The 19,324-nt window shown below is 52.1% G+C and carries 21 protein-coding genes and 1 pseudogene; 21 read left to right on the top strand and 1 reads right to left on the bottom strand.

The window, feature by feature from the left end; all coding sequences use genetic code 11:
• Nucleotides 1–18 precede the first annotated feature (18 nt).
• The 15 genes and pseudogenes from rpsP to pgeF all read left to right on the top strand — a co-directional run bounded on the left by rpsP (nucleotide 19) and on the right by pgeF (nucleotide 11,673).
• On the top strand, nucleotides 19–264 hold the full coding sequence (gene rpsP / locus WMO29_RS06020) for a 30S ribosomal protein S16 (RefSeq protein ID WP_158362256.1): 246 nt from the start codon (nucleotides 19–21) through the stop codon (nucleotides 262–264).
• A gap of 12 nt (nucleotides 265–276) precedes the next feature.
• Nucleotides 277–507 (top strand): KH domain-containing protein, encoded by a 231-nt coding sequence (locus WMO29_RS06015; RefSeq protein ID WP_158362258.1) that lies wholly within the window; start codon nucleotides 277–279, stop codon nucleotides 505–507.
• A 125-nt stretch (nucleotides 508–632) separates the two neighbouring features.
• A complete protein-coding gene (rimM, locus tag WMO29_RS06010; RefSeq protein ID WP_178038692.1) occupies nucleotides 633–1,139 on the top strand; it encodes a ribosome maturation factor RimM in 507 nt (168 codons plus the stop codon).
• Nucleotides 1,139–1,861 (top strand): annotated as a pseudogene (trmD, locus tag WMO29_RS06005) (tRNA (guanosine(37)-N1)-methyltransferase TrmD); the annotation flags it as partial. The gene rimM and the pseudogene trmD, both read left to right, overlap by 1 nt.
• Nucleotides 1,841–2,521: an HAD family hydrolase gene (locus WMO29_RS06000; protein ID WP_349164301.1), complete on the top strand. Its 681-nt coding sequence runs from the start codon at nucleotides 1,841–1,843 to the stop codon at nucleotides 2,519–2,521. The pseudogene trmD and the gene WMO29_RS06000, both read left to right, overlap by 21 nt.
• Before the next feature lie 23 nt (nucleotides 2,522–2,544).
• Complete coding sequence (locus tag WMO29_RS05995) at nucleotides 2,545–3,897, top strand: MATE family efflux transporter (RefSeq protein WP_349164178.1); 1,353 nt, start codon at nucleotides 2,545–2,547, stop codon at nucleotides 3,895–3,897.
• Nucleotides 3,898–3,989: 92 nt separating this feature from the next.
• Nucleotides 3,990–5,372, top strand: a complete 1,383-nt coding sequence (locus WMO29_RS05990; RefSeq protein ID WP_178038695.1) for a solute carrier family 23 protein — start codon at nucleotides 3,990–3,992, stop codon at nucleotides 5,370–5,372.
• A 76-nt stretch (nucleotides 5,373–5,448) separates the two neighbouring features.
• A complete protein-coding gene (locus WMO29_RS05985) occupies nucleotides 5,449–6,849 on the top strand; it encodes an MATE family efflux transporter (protein ID WP_349164177.1) in 1,401 nt (466 codons plus the stop codon).
• A gap of 253 nt (nucleotides 6,850–7,102) precedes the next feature.
• Nucleotides 7,103–7,450, top strand: a complete 348-nt coding sequence (gene rplS, locus WMO29_RS05980) for a 50S ribosomal protein L19 (RefSeq protein ID WP_178038697.1) — start codon at nucleotides 7,103–7,105, stop codon at nucleotides 7,448–7,450.
• Nucleotides 7,451–7,593: 143 nt separating this feature from the next.
• The gene (lepB, locus tag WMO29_RS05975; protein ID WP_349164176.1) at nucleotides 7,594–8,172 is read left to right on the top strand and encodes a signal peptidase I; all 579 of its coding nucleotides are present in this window, start codon (nucleotides 7,594–7,596) and stop codon (nucleotides 8,170–8,172) included.
• Nucleotides 8,173–8,193: 21 nt separating this feature from the next.
• A complete protein-coding gene (gene ylqF, locus WMO29_RS05970) occupies nucleotides 8,194–9,051 on the top strand; it encodes a ribosome biogenesis GTPase YlqF (protein ID WP_178038699.1) in 858 nt (285 codons plus the stop codon).
• A 2-nt stretch (nucleotides 9,052–9,053) separates the two neighbouring features.
• On the top strand, nucleotides 9,054–9,632 hold the full coding sequence (lepB, locus tag WMO29_RS05965; RefSeq protein ID WP_178038700.1) for a signal peptidase I: 579 nt from the start codon (nucleotides 9,054–9,056) through the stop codon (nucleotides 9,630–9,632).
• Between the two features lie 10 nt (nucleotides 9,633–9,642).
• Entirely contained in the window at nucleotides 9,643–10,311 is a 669-nt protein-coding gene (rnhB, locus tag WMO29_RS05960; RefSeq protein ID WP_349164175.1) for a ribonuclease HII, read from the top strand.
• Nucleotides 10,312–10,320: 9 nt separating this feature from the next.
• A complete protein-coding gene (locus WMO29_RS05955; protein WP_349164174.1) occupies nucleotides 10,321–10,680 on the top strand; it encodes a YraN family protein in 360 nt (119 codons plus the stop codon).
• Between the two features lie 93 nt (nucleotides 10,681–10,773).
• Nucleotides 10,774–11,673 carry a peptidoglycan editing factor PgeF gene (gene pgeF, locus WMO29_RS05950; RefSeq protein WP_349164173.1) on the top strand — a complete coding sequence of 300 codons (900 nt, stop codon included), beginning with the start codon at nucleotides 10,774–10,776 and terminating at the stop codon, nucleotides 11,671–11,673.
• 90 nt (nucleotides 11,674–11,763) lie between these two features.
• On the opposite strand, the gene WMO29_RS05945 is transcribed toward pgeF, so the two are convergent.
• Nucleotides 11,764–12,948, bottom strand: coding sequence for a ribose-phosphate pyrophosphokinase (locus WMO29_RS05945; RefSeq protein WP_349164172.1), 1,185 nt, complete (start codon nucleotides 12,946–12,948; stop codon nucleotides 11,764–11,766).
• Between the two features lie 160 nt (nucleotides 12,949–13,108).
• Here WMO29_RS05945 and WMO29_RS05940 point away from each other — a divergent pair, with 160 nt between their 5' ends.
• The 6 genes from WMO29_RS05940 to WMO29_RS05915 are packed head-to-tail and all read left to right on the top strand — an operon-like array spanning nucleotide 13,109 to nucleotide 19,071.
• Complete coding sequence (locus WMO29_RS05940) at nucleotides 13,109–14,434, top strand: DUF512 domain-containing protein (RefSeq protein WP_178038704.1); 1,326 nt, start codon at nucleotides 13,109–13,111, stop codon at nucleotides 14,432–14,434.
• A gap of 35 nt (nucleotides 14,435–14,469) precedes the next feature.
• Nucleotides 14,470–15,795: a ribosome biogenesis GTPase Der gene (gene der / locus WMO29_RS05935; protein WP_178038705.1), complete on the top strand. Its 1,326-nt coding sequence runs from the start codon at nucleotides 14,470–14,472 to the stop codon at nucleotides 15,793–15,795.
• Nucleotides 15,795–16,439 carry a glycerol-3-phosphate 1-O-acyltransferase PlsY gene (plsY, locus tag WMO29_RS05930; RefSeq protein WP_349164171.1) on the top strand — a complete coding sequence of 215 codons (645 nt, stop codon included), beginning with the start codon at nucleotides 15,795–15,797 and terminating at the stop codon, nucleotides 16,437–16,439. The genes der and plsY overlap by 1 nt, the downstream gene beginning before the upstream one ends.
• 12 nt (nucleotides 16,440–16,451) lie before the next feature.
• Complete coding sequence (locus tag WMO29_RS05925) at nucleotides 16,452–17,462, top strand: NAD(P)H-dependent glycerol-3-phosphate dehydrogenase (RefSeq protein ID WP_349164170.1); 1,011 nt, start codon at nucleotides 16,452–16,454, stop codon at nucleotides 17,460–17,462.
• Between the two features lie 15 nt (nucleotides 17,463–17,477).
• Entirely contained in the window at nucleotides 17,478–18,539 is a 1,062-nt protein-coding gene (locus WMO29_RS05920; protein ID WP_349164168.1) for a hypothetical protein, read from the top strand.
• Nucleotides 18,529–19,071: a hypothetical protein gene (locus tag WMO29_RS05915; RefSeq protein ID WP_349164167.1), complete on the top strand. Its 543-nt coding sequence runs from the start codon at nucleotides 18,529–18,531 to the stop codon at nucleotides 19,069–19,071. The genes WMO29_RS05920 and WMO29_RS05915 overlap by 11 nt, the downstream gene beginning before the upstream one ends.
• Nucleotides 19,072–19,324 lie beyond the last annotated feature (253 nt).

Here is a 19,324-nt window from a genome sequence, read left to right as displayed (position 1 = left end):
AATGCGGAGGTGAAACAAATGGCAGTAAAGATTAGATTAAGAAGAATGGGTCAGAAGAAAGCTCCTTTCTATAGAATCATCGTAGCAGATTCCAGATCCCCGAGAGACGGTCGTTTTATCGAGGAGATCGGTACCTACGATCCGAGCACAGATCCGAGTACTTTCAAGGTAGACGTTGAGGCAGCTAAGAAGTGGCTTGCAAACGGCGCTCAGCCGACTGAGATGGTAGGCAAGATCCTGAAGGCAGCAGGCGTAGAGAAATAATCGAGGTATCGAATGAAAGAATTAGTAGAAGTGATTGCAAAATCACTGGTGGAGCATCCGGATGAGGTTGTCGTTACGGAGACAGAGAATGAGAAAACCATTCTGGTCGAGCTCCGCGTAGCGCCTTCTGATATGGGCAAGGTAATCGGCAAACAGGGTCGTATCGCCAAGGCCATTCGCAGCGTTGTCAAGGCAGCGTCATCTAAGGAAGAGAAAAAAGTAGTTGTGGAGATTCTTCAGTAGAATTCCGCACAGACGGCGGGTGGAGACACCCGCTGTTCTTTTATACAATAGGAACTATTGTATAAAAGGCGGAGAATCCTGCCTTGCAGGATTCTATTATTAATGACAAAAAGGGAGGAAACACAATGGAACAGTATCTGCGTGTAGGCGTCATTTCATCCACACATGGTCTGAAGGGCGAGGTAAAGGTATTCCCGACCACGGATGATCCGGAGCGTTTCCGGAAGCTGAAAAAGGTATATCTGGACACAGGAAAAGACTATATGCCTCTGAAGGTCACCGGTATAAAGTTTTTCAAAAATCAGGTTATTCTGAAATTTCAGGAATTTCAGGACATTAACGAAATCGAAAAATACAGAGGAAAAGATCTCTTAATCGATAGAGAGCAGGCGGTGCCGCTTGCGGAAAATGAAAATTTCATCGTGGATCTGATTGACATGGACGTCTACGATGAAGAGGAGAAGCGTCTCGGCACCCTGACGGATGTGCTGCAGACCGGCGCCAACGACGTATATGTGGTAGAGACGGACGAAGGAAAAGAGATCCTGCTTCCGGCGATTCCGTCCTGCATTCTGGATGTGGACGTGGAAGCTGCAAAAATGATCGTGCGTATCCCGGAGGGCCTGCTTTGATGAACCGATATCATGTACTGACTTTGTTTCCGGAAATGATTGAAAATGGTTTAAAGACCAGCATTACAGGCCGGGCCATCGAAAATGGAACGATTGGTCTGAATGCCGTCAATATTCGTGACTTTGCAGACAATAAGCACAATAAAGTGGACGATTACCCCTACGGCGGCGGCGCGGGTATGGTCATGCAGGCTGAGCCGGTGTACCGGGCCTGGGCTTCGGTGACGGAGAAAATCGGGAAAAAAGCCCGGACCATCTATGTAACGCCCCAGGGAACCACCTTCCATCAGGGCATGGCGGAGGAGTTGGCGAAGGAAGAGAATGTGATTTTCCTCTGCGGCCATTATGAGGGCGTTGATGAGCGTGTGCTGGAAGAGATTGTGACAGACTATGTATCCATTGGCGATTATGTGCTGACCGGCGGGGAATTTCCGGCTATGGTCATGATCGACGCCATTTCCCGGCTGGTTCCGGGGGTGCTGAATAATGAAGTGTCCGCGGAGTTTGAAAGCTTCCAGGATGGTCTGCTGGAATATCCCCAGTACAGCCGCCCGGAGGTGTGGCACGATAAAGAGGTACCGCCGGTGCTGTTGTCCGGAAATCACACAAATATTGAAGGATGGCGGCAGGAGCTGTCTATTCTGCGGACGAAAGAGCGGCGGCCGGATCTCTACGAGACTTATCGAGAGCAACAAAAGGAAATGCAGGAGAAAAATAAGAGAAAACGCCGTTTCAAGGGCGTTATCTTTGACATGGACGGTTGTCTGATTGATTCCGAGCGTCTTTATGCCCAGTGCTGGAAGATGGCCTTTCATAAGATGGGGATTCCCATTTCGGATGAGACACTGGACAGTTGGAACGGCATCGGCGGAAAGGATCTGGATCGTGCGATTGAGAGCGTGACCGGAGAAGCGCGTCTTATACCGGAGGTGCGCGCGATCCGCGACGGATATCTGGCCGGGGCGCTGGAGGATGGCCGTATGCCCCTGATGCCTTACGCAAAGGAAATCGTGACCCTGGCAAAAGAAAAAGGCATGACCGTAGGTGTGGCCAGCGGTACCATTCGGGAGCGGGCGGAGAAAATGCTGCGTTTTCACGGAATCTATGAGATGCTGGACTGTACAGCTTTTGGAAATGAAGTACAGGCGGGAAAACCGGCGCCGGATCTGTATCGACTGGCCATGAAGCGAGGGGGCTTAAAGCCTTCCGAGGTTATCGCCTTTGAGGATTCGCTCAGCGGCGTAAAGGCAGCTCGGGCGGCCGGACTTCGGACTGTCTATGTCCCACAGCCGGGCTTCCGGGATCTGGAGCCGGATGTGAATTATTATCGGAAAATCGGCGATCTGGCAGAGGGTATGGCGATTTTGCGCGCTCTGCCGTAACAAGAGAGAAAAGGGAAGCGGCATTGGAAGGAAATTTGACGAAGGGTCCCATTTTGAAAACATTGACGAAGCTTGCGATTCCCATCATGGCTTCATCTTTTCTTGGGACCTTATATAATATTACCGATATGGCCTGGATAGGACAGCTGGGCTCTAAGGCTGTGGCAGGCGTCGGAGTGGGCGGTATGTATATCTGGCTTTCGCAAGGATTGGCATCTATGTCCCGTATGGGCGGTCAGGTGCAGGTGGCCCAGTATATTGGCCGGGGCGATTGGGAAGAAGCCCATGGCTACGCCCAGGCAGCAGTGCAGCTGTCACTTTTGACGGGACTGGCTTTTTCAGCCATGTGTGTGATATTTCTGCATCCGCTGGTAGGCTTTTTCAAGCTGACGGATCCGGAAGCGCTGGATGCGGCCTTTTCCTACACACGGGTGGCCTGCGGTCTGCTGGTATTTTCATTTCTGACACTGACACTGACCGGATTGTATACAGCCCAGGGCGATTCCAAGACGCCTTTTGTGGCGAACCTCATCGGTCTGGCGATCAATATGATTCTGGATCCGGTGCTGATTCTGGGACTTGGTCCGTTTCCGAAGCTGGGAGCGGTCGGGGCTGCCATTGCTACCGTGACGGCACAGTTTATCGTAATGGGAATCATGGTGCTGGGTGTGGTGTTCCGGAAAAATGAAAATGTGCTGAAGGGCATTCACCTCTATGCGAAGATCCCGTCGAAATATCTGAAGGGCATCTGTAAAATCGGTATTCCCACAGCCCTGCAGGGCATGGCTTACTGCGCCATTTCCATGGTGCTGACCCGGATGGTGTCCGCTTATGGCGCAGCAGCGGTGGCGGTACAGCGGGTGGGCGGTCAGATTGAATCCGTCTCCTGGAATACGGCAGATGGCTTCGCGGCGGCTCTGAATGCCTTTATCGGCCAGAATTATGGAGCGGGAAAAATGGACCGGGTAAAAAAAGGCTACCGGGCTTCACTTTGGACTGTGGGAGTCTGGGGACTTTTGATCACATTGGCCTTTGTTTTACTGCCCGGGCCCATTGCGAAAATCTTTTTCTATGAGCCGGAAGCCATTTCCATTGCAGTCGGTTATCTGATTATCATTGGCTTCTGTGAGGGCTTTATGTGCGAAGAGCTGATGACGGTGGGGGCTTTATCGGGACTTGGACGAACCCGCCTTTGCAGCATTATCAGCATTAGCTTCACCAGCGCCCGGATTCCGTTGGCCGTTCTTTTGGGCGGACGTATGGGGCTGACCGGTATCTGGTGGGCGTTCTCCTCCACATCCATTGTAAAAGGTATCATTTTTGTGCTGACCTTTTTCTATATTACCAGGGAGACAGAAAATTCTGCGGTTCGATGAAAAAGTTCTTGTAATAGAGGACTAATGTCACTATAATAAATAAGATTAAGCTACTATAAACAAGTATATTTTATCAAACGAAGGAGAACGTTATGAATGAATCAAATGGAGTAATTCGTGATGCCAGAAAACTGGGCGTACCCAAAATGCTGATTCTGGGTCTGCAGCACATGTTCGCCATGTTCGGAGCTACGATTCTGGTTCCGATTCTGGTCAACAGCTATTTCGTGGATGCCTGCGGAGAGGGACCGACAAGAGGACTGACTGTAGCTGTAACACTGTTCTGCGCGGGCTTTGGAACCCTGCTGTTCCATGTCTGCACCAAGTTTAAGGTTCCGGCATTCCTGGGATCCTCATTCGCTTTCTTGAGTGGATTTTCTACCGTAGCACATCTGGATACCGGCATGTACGCCACCATGAGCGTCAATGACAAAGCGGCTTATGCCTGCGGCGGTGTCGTAGTGGCAGGTCTTCTGTATCTGGTACTGGCCCTGATTATCCGCCTGGTAGGCGTAAAGCGCGTGATGCGTTTCCTCCCGCCGGTTGTGACCGGACCGGTTATCATCTGTATCGGACTGAGCCTGGCAGGATCTGCCATCAACAATGCTTCCACCAACTGGTTCCTGGCACTGGTTGCTCTGGCTGTCATCATTGTATTCAATATCTGGGGCAAGGGAATGTTCAAGATTATCCCCATCCTGATGGGCGTTATGATTTCCTATGTGGTCGCTCTTCTGATGACCATGGCAGGCATGACCAATCCGGACGGCTCTGCTATCCTGAACTTCTCAGCCATTGCTACTTCCGGCTGGGTAGGAGTTCCGCCTCTTCAGATCTGCAAATTTGACGTAACCGCCATTCTGGTTATGGCGCCCATCGCCATCGCTACCATGATGGAGCACGTGGGCGATATGTCCGCCATCTCCGCTACGGTTGGTGAGAACTTCATCGCAAATCCGGGTCTTCACAGAACCCTGCTGGGCGACGGTCTGGCTACCTCCATGGCTGGTTTCCTGGGCGGACCTGCGAACACCACTTACGGCGAGAACACCGGCGTATTGGAGCTAAGCCGTGTCCATGACCCGCGCGTCATCCGGATCGCAGCCGTATTCGCCATCATCGTGAGCTTTATCCCGAAGGTATCTGCTATTATCAGTACCATGCCTTCCGCTATCATCGGCGGCGTCAGCTTCATGCTGTACGGTATGATTTCTGCCATCGGCGTGCGTAACGTGGTAGAGAACAAGGTAGATTTGACTAAGTCCAGAAACCTGATTATCGCAGGCGTTATCTTTGTATGCGGACTGGGCTTCAGCAGCGGCATCACCTTCACGGTAGGCGGCACCCCGATTACCCTGACTGCGCTGGCTATCGCAGCTATTGCAGGCATCCTGCTGAACATGATTCTGCCGGGCAATGATTATGAGTTCGGTGTAAATGAAACCGGCGACGAGAACCGGGGTATTCATGCGTAAATCATTTATATAAGTAAGCCGGAAATCACGCTGTTGGCGTGATTTCTGCGCATTACGGTGTAACAGGAGAGTCATTATGAACATGCTTGAGGTGAGCGCCCGCCTGCGCGCAGGCGAGGCAATTCCGGTAAAAGAACAGATGAAGCTGGTGGTTTCCCTGTCTGTTCCGGCGATCCTGGAGCAGCTCGTAATGACTCTTATGAGTTATATCGATACAGCCATGGTGGGGGGCCTGGGTTATCAGGCTACAGCAGCCATCGGTGTTGTGGCCAGCAGTATCTGGTTCATGAATGCCTTTGTCAATGCTGCGGCCATCGGCTTTTCCGTGCAGGTAGCCCAGTATCTGGGCGCGGGACGGGAGAGTGACAGCCGGGATGTGCTCTGTCAGGCTATTCTTTTTAATGTGATTTTCGGTACGGCCTTCGGGGCAGTGGTCATCGGTATCGGTCAGTTTCTGCCTACCATTCTCGGCGCGGAGGCGGAGATTGCGCCCTATGCGCGGGCATATTTCTGTACGGTGGCATTTTTTGTGCCTTTCAGTATGGCGTCGGCCATCTATTCCAGCATTTTCCGGTGCAGCGGCAATGTGGTGCTTCCGAGCATCATGAATGTGGGCATGTGCGTGCTGGATGTGATTTTCAATTTCTTTCTGATTAACCCTGTCAGACAAATAGGAAATAGGACTATCTGGGGCGCGGGACTCGGCGTCCGGGGCGCGGCCATCGGGACCGGTCTTGCCCAGGCCTGTGTAGGCCTGACGCTGCTGGCATTTCTGCTGATTCGAAAAGGTCCATTGAAGCTTCAGGGCGGTGAAACATGGCGTTTTACAAAGGTCTGCATGAAAAATACCTGGTTTCTGGCTCTCCCGGCGGCACTGGAACGCAGCACTCTGTGTCTGGCGCAGATTGTCATGACCGGCGTTGTAACCGGCATGGGGCCGGTGGCGGTGGCAGCCAACTATGTGGCGGTGCAGACGGAAGGAATCTGTTACCTTCCGGCTTACGGCGTGGCGGCGGCTGCGACGGCGCTGGTGGGACAGAGCATTGGCGCTGCTCGAAAGGATATGGCGAAGCGCTTTGCCTACGGTACGACGCTGGTGGGCTTCCTGCTGGTAAGCTGTACCGGCATGCTCTTGTTCTGTTCTGCTCCGATACTTACCAGACTGCTGACAGGAGAAGCAGAGGTGATTGCTCTAAGTACCCGGGCGCTTCGCATTGTGGCCTTTTCCGAGCCGCTGTTTGCGGTCAGTATCGTGGTTATCGGAGCGCTCCGGGGCGCGGGAGACGGCAAGGGCCCGTTTCTCATCAATCTGTGCAGTATGTGGGGCATCCGTGTGGTGACGGTGCTCTTATTTACCAGACAGTTCGGGGTCTTGGGCGTCTGGGCAACTATGGCGGTGGAACTTATCTGCCGCGGTATCTTTTTCCTGATCCGGCTTCTGCGGGGACGCTGGATTCAGGTGGGCGCTTTAAAATAAAATTAAGAAAATTATATGAAAATGATAGAAAGAAATCCTTGCATTTTCAGGATTCCTATGATAAAATTAACCACGTTGTGATAAAAAAGCAGATGGTCCGCTGCTGCAGCAGTCGGAAAGGGCATCTTTTGGCAGAATTCTATTTGATAAGATCGAGAGAGAAGCGAGACAGATACGCGCCGGCCTCCGGTGCGGTTTCGGGTCCTTTGTACTGGCGGTAAGAACATCCAGAAAATAAGGAGGAGACAACGAAATGAACGAGATTATTAAGAACATTGAGGCTGAGCAGCTGAAGGCTGAAGTACCGGAGTTTAAGGTAGGAGATACCGTAAAGGTTTACGGTAAGATCAAAGAGGGTAACCGTGAGCGTATTCAGGTATTCGAGGGTATCGTACTGAAGAAGCAGGGCGGCGGAGCCCGCGCTACCTTTACTGTAAGAAAGAATTCCAACGGCGTAGGCGTTGAGAAGACATGGCCGCTGCATTCCCCGAACGTAGAGAAGGTTGAGGTTGTTCGTCATGGTAAGGTAAGACGTGCGAAACTGAACTACTTAAGAGGACGTGTAGGAAAGCGCGCAAAGGTGAAAGAGCTTGTAAAATAATCACGAAGTTGTAAAGATAAGAGGGAGAATGAAAATTCTCCCTTTTTCTTTCATGTAGCTTTGGGACACAGGAAAGGCCCTCCGGGCAGGCGGGGATTTTGCAGGGGCAGAATCTTGTTTGGAAAGGTTGTGGAGGCGTAACGATGCGTAGAAGAGGATTAAACTTCCGACGGAGAAAAAGAACAATCAATCTGTCCGCTCTGCAGGGAGCGACAGTCTGGATAGGAGAGATTATTCTGGCCTTTGTGGTAGGCTGTATGGTGGTCTGGTTTTTCGGTTATTCCTTAAGCAATGTGGGCGAGTCCATGGAGCCAACCCTGAAAAGCGGCGATAAGGTGTTAATTAACCGTCTGATTTATGAAGTGAAGTCACCGTCCTACGGAGATTTGATTGTGTTTAAGCCCAACGGCAACCAGAACGCCCATTACCACATCAAGCGGGTGGTAGGAAAGCCAGGCGACACCGTCACCATCAAGAGTGGCCGCGTCTTTGTCAACGGCGAGCTGCTGAACGAGACCGTACAGACCGAAAGCATGCAGGACGCAGGACTGGCTGAGGAAGGCGTAAAGCTGGGAACGGACGAATATTTCGTGCTGGGCGATAGCCGCAACAACAGTGAGGACAGCCGAAGCGCCAACATCGGCAATGTAAAAAAGGAAGATATACTGGGCAAGGCCTGGTTTGTAGTGACACCCGGGGAGCGCTTCGGGTGGTTGAAATAGATAGAAGATGGAGAATGAACGATGAATATACAGTGGTATCCGGGACATATGACCAAGGCCCGGAGAATGATGCAGGAGAATATCAAGCTGGTGGATCTGGTCATCGAGCTGGTGGACGCCCGCGTGCCCCTGAGCAGCCGGAATCCTGACATCGACGATCTGGGCCGCAATAAGGCGAGACTGCTCCTGTTAAATAAGTCCGATCTGGCGGACGAGGCGGCCAACGAGGCCTGGAGCGCTTATTTTCGGGCAAAGGGCTTCCAGGTGGTGAAGCTCAATTCCCGCAGCGGTGCAGGCTTTAAGAGTGTGAACGCAGCTGTCCAGGAAGCCTGCAAGGAGAAAATTGAGCGCGATCGAAGAAGAGGTATCCTGAACCGTCCGGTCCGCGCCATGGTGGCGGGTATCCCCAACGTGGGCAAGTCTACCTTTATCAACAGCTTTGCGGGCAAGGCCTGCACCAAGACCGGCAATAAGCCCGGCGTCACCAAGGGCGCCCAGTGGGTGCGCCTGAATAAGCAGGTGGAACTCTTAGACACCCCGGGTATCCTCTGGCCAAAGTTTGAGGACCAGGAGGTGGGTATCAAGCTGGCTATGATTGGTTCCATTAAAGAAGAAATTTTGAATACAGAGGAGTTGTCTCTGGAACTTTTGAAGCTTCTGAAAAGCAGGTACAGCGGCACCATCAACGAGCGATATGACGCAGATGAGGCGCTTGGCGAGGTGGAGCTTTTGGGAGAGATCGCGAAGCGAAGGGGCTGCCTGATGAAGGGCGGAGAACCGGATCTGACCAAGGCTGCAGCTATCCTGCTGGAAGATTTCCGGAGTGGAAAGCTGGGCAAAATCACACTGGAGCTGCCGGAACAGGCGCAGGAGGACTGACAATGGAACAGAGAGATAACAGAGAGGATATCGAGACAGAAGAGAAGCCGAATGTTATGCGGGAGCTTCTCGGCATGCTGGTATATGTGGGCATTGTTCTGGCTATCACATTTCTGATTATTACCTTTGTAGGGCAGCGGACCCATGTGAGCGGCGAGTCTATGGAAAATACCCTGGACGACGGCGATCAGTTGATCGTGGATAAGCTTACATATCGGTTCCACGATCCGGAGCGGTTTGACATTATTGTGTTTCCGTTCCGCTACAAGGATAATACGTATTATATCAAACGTATCATCGGACTGCCGGGTGAGACCGTGCAGATTGCAGATGGTGAGATTTATATCAACGGAGAGGTGCTTGAGGAATCCTATGGCCGCGAGGTCATGCAGGACGCAGGACTGGCTGCGGAGCCCATTACCCTGGGTGATGATGAGTATTTCGTGTTGGGCGATAACCGGAACTACAGCTCAGACAGCCGTGATCCCAGCGTGGCGCTGATTCACCGGAAAGAGATCATCGGACGGGCATGGCTGCGTATCTGGCCCCTGGATTCTTTCGGCATTTTAAAGCATCAGTAGAGGCGGAATTATGACAAAGACAGAGCAGCTGCGCGTGGAGCGGGAGCAGCGGAAACAGGAAAAATTAGCGAAGGAGCGGGAGCGTCTGGAGGGCATGCGTTCCTTTGAGCATCAGTACGGGGGCTATGGAGCCGTCTGCGGCATCGACGAGGTGGGCAGAGGACCGTTGGCAGGCCCGGTGGTGGCCGGAGCTGTGATTCTGTCACCAGACTGTGAGATTCTCTATCTTAACGATTCTAAGAAGCTGTCGGAAAAAAAGCGTGAGCTTTTGTACGATGAGATTATGGAAAAGGCGGTGGCGACGGGCATCGGCGTTATCAGCCCGGCCCGTATCGACGAGATCAACATTCTGCAGGCCACCTATGAGGCCATGCGGATGGCGATTTCCAATCTGAAGGTGCAGCCGTCCGTCCTGTTAAATGACGCAGTGACGATTCCGCTGGTGGAGATTCCCCAGGTTCCCATTATCAAGGGCGACGCCAAGAGTGTGTCCATTGCGGCGGCCAGCATCATTGCCAAAGTCACCAGGGATCATATGATGGTGGAATACGAGGAGATTTACCCGGGATACGGCTTCGCGTCCAATAAGGGCTACGGATCGGCGCAGCATATCGCGGCCTTGAAGGAGTTGGGGCCGACGCCGATTCATCGCAGAACCTTTATTAAAAACTTTATTTAGGAGGCTTCTATGCAAAACCGCCGTCAAATCGGCACGGAAGAGGAAGCTTTGGCCGCTGTGTTTCTGAAGGCGCAGGGCTATGAGATACTGGAACAGAATTTTCGCTGCCGTCTGGGTGAGATTGACATTATCGCCCGGGACGGCAGCGCACTTGTATTTATAGAGGTAAAATATCGGAGGAACGCGGCTTACGGGACTCCGACAGAGGCCGTAAATCTACGGAAGCAGCAGAAGATATGTAAGGTGGCTGATTATTACCGGATGAAGCACCGCGTTTCGGATGGGCAGGCCTGTCGATTTGATGTGGTGGCGATTCAGGGGAGGAACATCCGGCTGATTCGGGATGCCTTTCCTTATTGTTTTTATTGAATAAATATAATATTCAATCAAGAAAAGTTTAAAAGTAAAATAAATACAGTGAAGAAGGAAAGACATCGGTGGCAATGCAAAGGAGAAAATCGAATGGAACAGAAACAAGCAGCGGTTGGGATGACGAAGCTAGACAGAGAGAATGTCTATGAATGGAAAAAAGTAAAAGACAGAATAACGACACACCTGGTGGAGCGTGCAGGCGTTCCGTTTTTACAATTTTCCCTTCTGGAGGAAACCGGCATCGTTACCCACGCCTTTTCCACCCGTCTGGGCGGCGTTAGCGAGGGCGTCTGCAGTACCATGAACGTAAGCTTCACCCGTGGCGACAGGGAAGAAGCGGTACGGGAAAACTATCGGAGGCTGGGCGAAGCTGTGGGCTTCGACTGCGCCGATCTGGTCTGCTCTGATCAGACCCATACCACGAACATCCGGGCTGTCACCGAAGCCGATCGGGGCAAGGGTTTTGCGCGCCCAAAGGACTACACCGACATAGATGGCCTGATTACCAATGTGCCGGGGCTCGTGCTGGCCACCTTTTACGCGGACTGCGTACCGCTGTATTTTGTGGATCCGGTAAAGAAGGCCATCGGCCTGTCCCATTCCGGCTGGCGGGGTACGGTGGGAAAGATCGGGAAAAAGACAGTAGAACGAATGCAGGAAGAATATGGAAGTAACCCATCGGACATCCGGGCAGTTATCGGTCCCTCTATCTGTCAGGACTGCTATGAGGTGAGCGCCGATGTGATCGAAGAGTTCCGGAAGGCGTTTTCAAAGGAATACTGGCCGGAATTATACTATGCCAAAGAAAATGGCAAGTACCAGCTGAATCTCTGGAGAGTCAACGAGCTGATTTTCCGGGAAGCAGGAATTCTGCCGGAGCACACAGCAGTCACAGATCTCTGCACCTGCTGTAATTCCTCTCTTTTATTCAGCCACCGGGCGTCCCATGGAAAGCGCGGAAATCTGGGGGCGTTCCTGATGCTGAAATAGAGTGGTTATTTTGGGATAAATAATAAGGCCGATGCAATTCTATCTGTTTCGATAATTTTGCATCGGCCCCTGTTTTATCGGAGTTCTGATTTATTTCCCAAGATCTCCGTTCTGCCTCTTTTCCAGGAGCTTCCGGATCTTCTCGGTCGGGTTGTTGATCTTTCCAATCGGAGTGTCATGATTCATGGTATCAATAATCGTAGCCAGGAACTTGGTCATATCCGCTTCGGTGTAGTAGGGCTTCTCAAGAAGCTCCGGAGAGCGGTAGTTCAGGTTCGTGGTGACGATACGCTTGATGTAGCCCTTCTCGTAATACTCGTCGAACTTTTCAAAGCCATCGGTGAAAAGGCCGAAGGTGCAGCAGACATAGACGTTGCGCGCACCCCGCTCCTTCATCTGCTTAGCCACATCCAGCATACTTCCGCCGGAGGAGATCATATCGTCGATGATGATGACGTCCTTGCCGGTCAGGGAGGTTCCCAGGAACTCATGGGCTACGATGGGGTTCTTGCCATTTACGATGGTGGAGTAGTCTCTTCTTTTATAGAACATACCCAGGTCGATACCCAGGACGTTGGAGAAGTATACCGCACGCTCCATGGCGCCTTCGTCGGGGGCGATGATCATTAAGTGATCGTTATCCACCTGCAGATCCGGTTCGGTGCGCAGCAGCGCCTTCATAAACTGATAGGGCGGCTGGAAATTATCAAAGCCGTTCAGAGGGGTGGCGTTCTGTACACGCGGGTCATGGGCGTCGAAGGTGATGATATTGGTAACACCCATATTCTGAAGCTCTTGCAGGGCCAGCGCGCAGTCCAGAGACTCACGGCTGGTACGGCGGTGCTGGCGGCCCTCATAAAGGAACGGAATTACCACATTGATGCGGTGTGCCTTACCGGTGGCAGCGGAAATGATACGCTTCAGATCCTGATAATGATCGTCCGGAGACATGTGATTCTCATGGCCACAGACATTGTAAGTGATGCTGTAGTTGCAGACGTCCACGATGACAAACAGGTCGCTTCCGCGGACGGATTCACCGAGACGGCCTTTCGCTTCACCGGTTCCGAAACGGGGACAAGAGCAGTCTACCAGGTAGGAATCCTGAGCATACTCCTGAAAATATACGTTATCGCGGTGCTGCATATTGGCGGTCTTACGAAAATCCACCAGATAGTTGTCCACCTTCCTGGCAAAATACATGCTGCCTTCCAGAGCGGCGATTTTCAGCGGCGCGATGGGTAAAATATTGTCAAACTGATTTGTTTCTGACATGACTGTCCTCCGAATAATATGACGTAAATTTCGATATGTTAGTGAAAACATACTACATATCATTTATACCATTTTCCGATACAGATCGTCAAGACAGATTGCTTTTTATTTTCAAATAATGTATGATGGTAAATGGAAAAGAAGGAGTTTTTGCGAAAATATGAAAAAAACGAAAGAACACGTAATCAAAACCATAGAATCGGGCAGCATTGCCGAAGAGCTGGAGCTGGAGCCGGGAGACGTGCTGGTGGCTGTGAACGGCCAGCCGGTGAAAGACGTCTTTGACTATCACTATCTGATCAATGAGGAATATCTGGAGATTCTGGTCCGCAAGGCAGACGGCGAGGAGTGGGAGCTGGAAATCGAGAAGGAATACGAGGACGATTTAGGCATCGAGTTTGAAAATGGCATGATGGACGATTATCGTTCCTGCAGCAATAAATGTATCTTCTGTTTTATTGATCAATTGCCGAAGGGCATGCGGGATACCCTGTATTTCAAGGACGATGATTCCCGGCTTTCTTTTTTGCAGGGCAATTATGTGACCCTTACCAATATGAGTGACGAGGATGTACAGCGCATCATCACCTACCGCATGGAGCCTATTAATATTTCCTTCCAGGCCATGCACCCGGAGCTTCGCTGTCAGATGCTTCATAACCGCTTCGCCGGGGACGCCCTCAAAAAGGTGGATCGTTTCTATGAGGCGGGCATTGTTATGAACGGTCAGATTGTGCTCTGCAAAGGTGTCAACGACGGTAAAGAGCTGGAATACAGCATTGAGCAGCTGGTAAAATATCTGCCTTATCTGCAGAGTGTTTCGGTGGTGCCGGTGGGACTGACCCGTTACCGGGACGGCCTGTATCCTCTGGAACCTTTTACAAAAGAGGACGCGTGCGCAGTGCTGGCCCTGATTCACAGCTGGCAGGATCGTCTCTATAAAGAATATGGCAGCCATTTCATCCACGCAGGCGACGAGTGGTATCTGCTGGCAGAGGAGGAGATTCCGACAGAAGACAGCTACGACGGATACATGCAATTGGAAAATGGCGTCGGTATGATAAGGCTTCTGCAAGAAGAGGTGCGTGAAGAACTGGCAGCCCTGGCTGGAGACGATTGCGAGCGCCGTGTGACCATAGCCACCGGCGAACTGGCAGCGCCGATTCTTGAAGAGCTTGGTCAGGAGATTAAAGCCAAATATCCAAAACTGGATTTGCAGGTAAAAGCCGTGAAAAATGAGTTTTTTGGCGGTAAGATTACCGTGGCCGGCCTTCTGACCGGACAGGATCTGAAAAAGCAGTTAGCCGACCTGAACCTGGGCGAGGAGCTTCTGCTGACCGAGCATATGATGAAGAGCGGCGAGCAGGTATTCCTGGACGATGTGACCGTGGAAGAACTGTCCGGGGCTTTACAAGTGCCCATAACTATTGTAAAATCAGACGGAAAATCTTTTCTGGATGCCGTACTCGGCCGATCTGAGAATTAAGATAGAGTATCAAGAAGAATAGGAGAAATTAGAGAATGAGTAAACCGATAGTAGCGATTGTCGGACGCCCGAACGTGGGAAAATCCACCCTGTTCAACGCGCTTGCGGGGGAGAATATTTCCATCGTAAAGGACACGCCCGGCGTAACAAGAGACCGTATTTACGCGGATGTAACATGGCTGGATCACGCATTTACCCTGATTGATACCGGTGGAATCGAGCCGGACAGCAGCGACATCATCCTGTCCCAGATGCGGGAGCAGGCCCAGATCGCCATTGATACTGCGGATGTGATTATCTTCCTGGCGGATGTGCGTCAGGGGCTGGTGGACGCGGATTCCAAGGTGGCGGATATGCTGCGCCGTTCCAGAAAGCCGGTAGTGCTGGCTATCAATAAAGTGGACAGTTTCCAGAAGTTTATGGCGGATACCTATGAATTTTATAATCTGGGTATCGGCGATCCGGTGCCGATTTCCGCGGCTTCCCGACTGGGTATCGGCGATCTGCTGGACGAGGTCGTGAAGCATTTCCCGGAGCAGACCGGTGAGGTTGAGGAGGATGACCGTCCCCGTATTGCTATCGTCGGAAAACCGAATGTGGGAAAATCTTCCATTATCAACAAGCTGATCGGCGAGAACCGCGTCATCGTATCCAATATCGCGGGAACCACCCGTGACGCCATCGACACTGAGGTGCGCCGGAACGGCAAGGATTACATTTTCATTGATACGGCAGGACTGCGCCGGAAGAACAAGATCAAAGAGGAGCTGGAGCGCTACAGTATCATCCGAACCGTGACAGCGGTGGAGCGGGCCGACGTGGTCATTCTGGTCATTGACGCGAAAGAGGGCGTCACCGAGCAGGACGCGAAGATCGCCGGTATCGCCCATGAGCGCGGCAAGGGCATCATCATTGCAGTCAATAAGTGGGATGCCATCGAGAAAAATGACAAGACCGTCTACGAATATACCAATAAGATCCGCAATATCTTATCCTATATGCCTTACGCGGAGATTACGTTCATTTCCGCTGTGACCGGTCAGCGTCTGCCGAAGCTCTTTGAGCTCATCGACATGGTGATCCAGAACCAGAATCTGCGCGTGGCCACCGGCGTGCTGAACGAGATTATGACTGAGGCCGTTGCCCTGCAGCAGCCGCCCTCAGATAAAGGAAAGCGTCTGAAGCTTTTCTATATTACACAGGTGGCGGTAAAGCCGCCCACCTTCGTCATTTTTGTAAATGACAAGGAGCTGATGCATTTCTCCTACACCAGATATCTGGAAAATAAAATCCGGGATGCGTTCGGCTTCAAGGGAACCGCTCTGCGGTTCCTGATTCGGGAAAGAAAGGGAGATCAGTAATGATACGTCTGGTATGTGTGGCGATCGGCTATGTGTTTGGACTGTTTCAGACAGGTTATATCTATGGAGAATTAAAAGGTACGGATATCCGCCAGCATGGAAGCGGCAACGCGGGAGCCACCAACGCGCTCCGGACGCTTGGCTGGAAGGCAGGCCTTATTACCCTGCTGGGAGACTGCTTTAAGTGTGTCTTCGCGGTGCTTCTGGTACGCGCCCTGTTTGCGGGCCGTTATCCGGATGAAAATATGGGCGTGCTTCTGGGAATGTACGCAGCCCTGGGTGTGATTCTGGGGCATAATTTTCCTTTTTATCTGAAGTTTAAGGGCGGAAAAGGCATTGCGGCTACCGCAGGTCTGTACCTGTCCCTGGATCCGGTTATGACCCTGGTGGCCGTTGTATTATTTGGAGGCGCCGTGGGCGCGACCCGTTACGTATCCCTGGGGTCTATTCTGGTCAGCATCTGGCTGCCGGTGGGAACGATTCTGTTTGGACAGCAGGGAAAGTGGGGACTGTCCCAGGGACATCTCTATGAGCTCTACGCGATTACGATTTTCCTGTGCCTGATGGCTATCTTCCGCCACAGAAAGAATATCGGAAGACTCTTAAACGGTACGGAGAGCAAGCTTGGACAGAAAGCGAAATAAAGGAGAAATACTATGGCGAAAACAGGTGTGATTGGAGCAGGCAGCTGGGGAACGGCTCTTGCGCTGGTGCTTCACAATAACGGGCACGAAGTGACCCTCTGGTCTCACTCGGCGGCTTCGGTGGAGAGGCTTTTAAAGAACCGGGAGCTTAAGGATAAGCTTCCGGGCGTAAAGATTCCCGAAGCGATTCAGATTACCAATGATTTGCAGCAGGCCGTGAGGAACATGGACATGCTGGTGCTGGCGGTTCCGTCCGCCTGTATCCGCAGCACGGCCCACAATATGGCTCCCTGCGTGGCGGACGGTCAGTTAATCGTATGCGTATCCAAGGGCATTGAGGAAAGCACATTGAAGATTATGACCGAGGTCATCGAAGATGAGATTCCAAACTGCCGTGCGGCGGTATTGTCGGGACCCAGCCATGCAGAAGAAGTTAGCCGGGGCTTACCGACTACGGTGGTGGCAGGCGCCCATGACCGGGAGACAGCAGAGTACATCCAGAATCTCTTTATGAATCAGGTATTCCGTGTATACACAAGCCCGGATATGCTGGGCATCGAGCTGGGAGGTGCCCTGAAAAATGTGATTGCGCTGGCGGCAGGTATCGCGGACGGCCTGGGCTACGGCGACAACACAAAGGCAGCCCTCATTACCCGGGGAATCGCGGAAATGAGCCGCATCGGCATCGCCATGGGCGGACGTCAGGAGACCTTCAACGGCCTGTCCGGTATTGGCGATCTGATTGTAACCTGTGCCTCGGTACACAGTCGGAACCGCAGGGCCGGTTACCTGATGGGGCAGGGCCGCACCATGCGGGAGGCTATGAACGAGGTGAAAATGGTGGTCGAAGGCGTTTATTCCGCCAAGGCAGCCGTGGCTCTTGCACGGAAATATAACATCGAAATTCCGATTATCGAGCAGGTCAACAAGGTACTATTTGAGGACAAGTCCCCAAAGGAGGCCGTGACCGAGCTGATGCTTCGCGATAAAAAAATCGAAAATTCACAGCTCCCCTGGGAGTAGGAGGGAGGGCCGCCTGTGCGCTGCTACAACTGCAATAAGAAATTTGACTACGAGAAATATTACGGCATCTGTCCCAAATGCGGCTGCTTTAACCGGCAGGAGACTGCTGAGGAACAGCATGAGGCCGTGCACGACCGCTTTGGCGACAGCTCCGATGAGGACTGTCATAGAAGCCACAGAACCTTCAGCGCCCATCCAGGCGAAGAACGGGATAGAAGCTTTACTTATCAGGAGGACGGCTATACCTATACGGCCTTTGAAGGAGAGACGGCAAAGAAAAAGGGTGCGGGCTTCTTTGTATTCTGCATCCTGTTCTTTGTGCTCAGCGTGTTCCTGCTGATTGGAACCATAATCTATACGACAGTCAATCCCATGGTAAGCGTATTTGTGACTGATCCGGAGAATGGAAGCGGTCTGGAAATCGTGAAACATGAGGCGGGTGCTTCTTTTATCTTCCAGGAGAAAATGACGCTGCAGGTACTGGAGTGCCGGGAGGTGGCAGATTCGAGTATCTTCCCAACCATGGAAGAGGGAAAAAAGCTGGTGGCGGTTCATGTACAGGGCGAAAGCGACGGCCAGTACGAGGATTACAACGGGCTTTATGGCATCTATCTGGAGACAGAAGGCCATTATCGGGAACCCATTTCCAGCTATTATTTTGAGCCCTACGCGCAGATTCTGGGCGTGTATCCGGCGCTGGATGACAGCTCCTTCAAAGGGGAGACATACTGCGACGGCTGGTACGGTTTCCTGGTGGATGCTGACGCGGACACAGCAGTACTGTGGTTGGACGAGTACGACTGCACGGACTGGGACGGAGGCAACCTGCTCCGCAGCCATAGGATCGAGCTGCCCATCAAGAGCCTGACCGATGATGAGGCCGCAGAATTGGAGCAGGCCGCAGATGAGGCAGAGGCGGAAGGTCTGCTGCCGGAAGAAATCTTCATTGACGAGACGGAAGTAGAAGGCCAGTCATCAGAGAAAATTTCTGTCGATGAGAATGGCAATCTGTCCGTTGCGGTACCCAGTCCGGAAGACTTTGAAGCGCAGGATGGAGGTGCTGGGGATGGAATCTAGGACAACGGAGAAAAATACACTGATATTTCGGATTGTCGGCAGTATCTTTCTGGTCTTGGGAATTATTTTCCTGGCAGTCACCCTTAAGCTTTGGCTCAGAGGGAGTATTCCCGGCATGATGACCGCGGATACCGGTGGCTCCTACTGTACTCTGGAACCTATCGGCAGCGAACGCCTGGGCGACACCTACGAGGGCGCACAGGCAGAGGACGGCTACGCCTTCTACCGGCTGGATTTCCAGGTCACCAACGAGGGGGATGAGACCCGCTACATGGACAACTACTACGGTATCTATTTTAACGAGGATAACGGCAGGTATAACGATGTACTGGACTGGTGGGGCACCGAAGAAGAGGAGTCCCGCCCCCGATTCCTGTTCGAAGACTACGACTACACCTACCTCCCCGCAGGCCGCATCGGTACCTATCAGCAGGTTGTGCAGATCCTGGACGGCGTGAAGAGCTTTACGGTGGATTATTATCCGGGGAATGTAAGTGACGAGAAAATAAGTTTTGACATGACAATCGAATAACGGACATAGAATCAAACGTAAATCTCCGGGGAGAAACAGAAAGCCCTCGGGGGACGTTAGCCGATTTTCCGTAGGGACGAGCAGGAAAATCAGCGTGTCCCCCGAGGGCTTTCTGTTTTTCCCCGGAGTCTACAACCTTCCGTTCTACCAACCTCATTTTCCAAAATTAAGCATTGACAAAAAGCACCTCGCGGTATACAATGTAAAAAGTGATGCGGCACTTTAACACGTCAAAGCATCGTGGCGTCAAAGC

Origin of the sequence: Laedolimicola intestinihominis (assembly GCF_040096155.1) — a bacterium.
Lineage (GTDB): Bacteria > Bacillota > Clostridia > Lachnospirales > Lachnospiraceae > Laedolimicola > Laedolimicola intestinihominis.
Note: the sequence above shows the minus strand (reverse complement) of the source record. Positions and strands in the feature narration are given on the sequence as shown.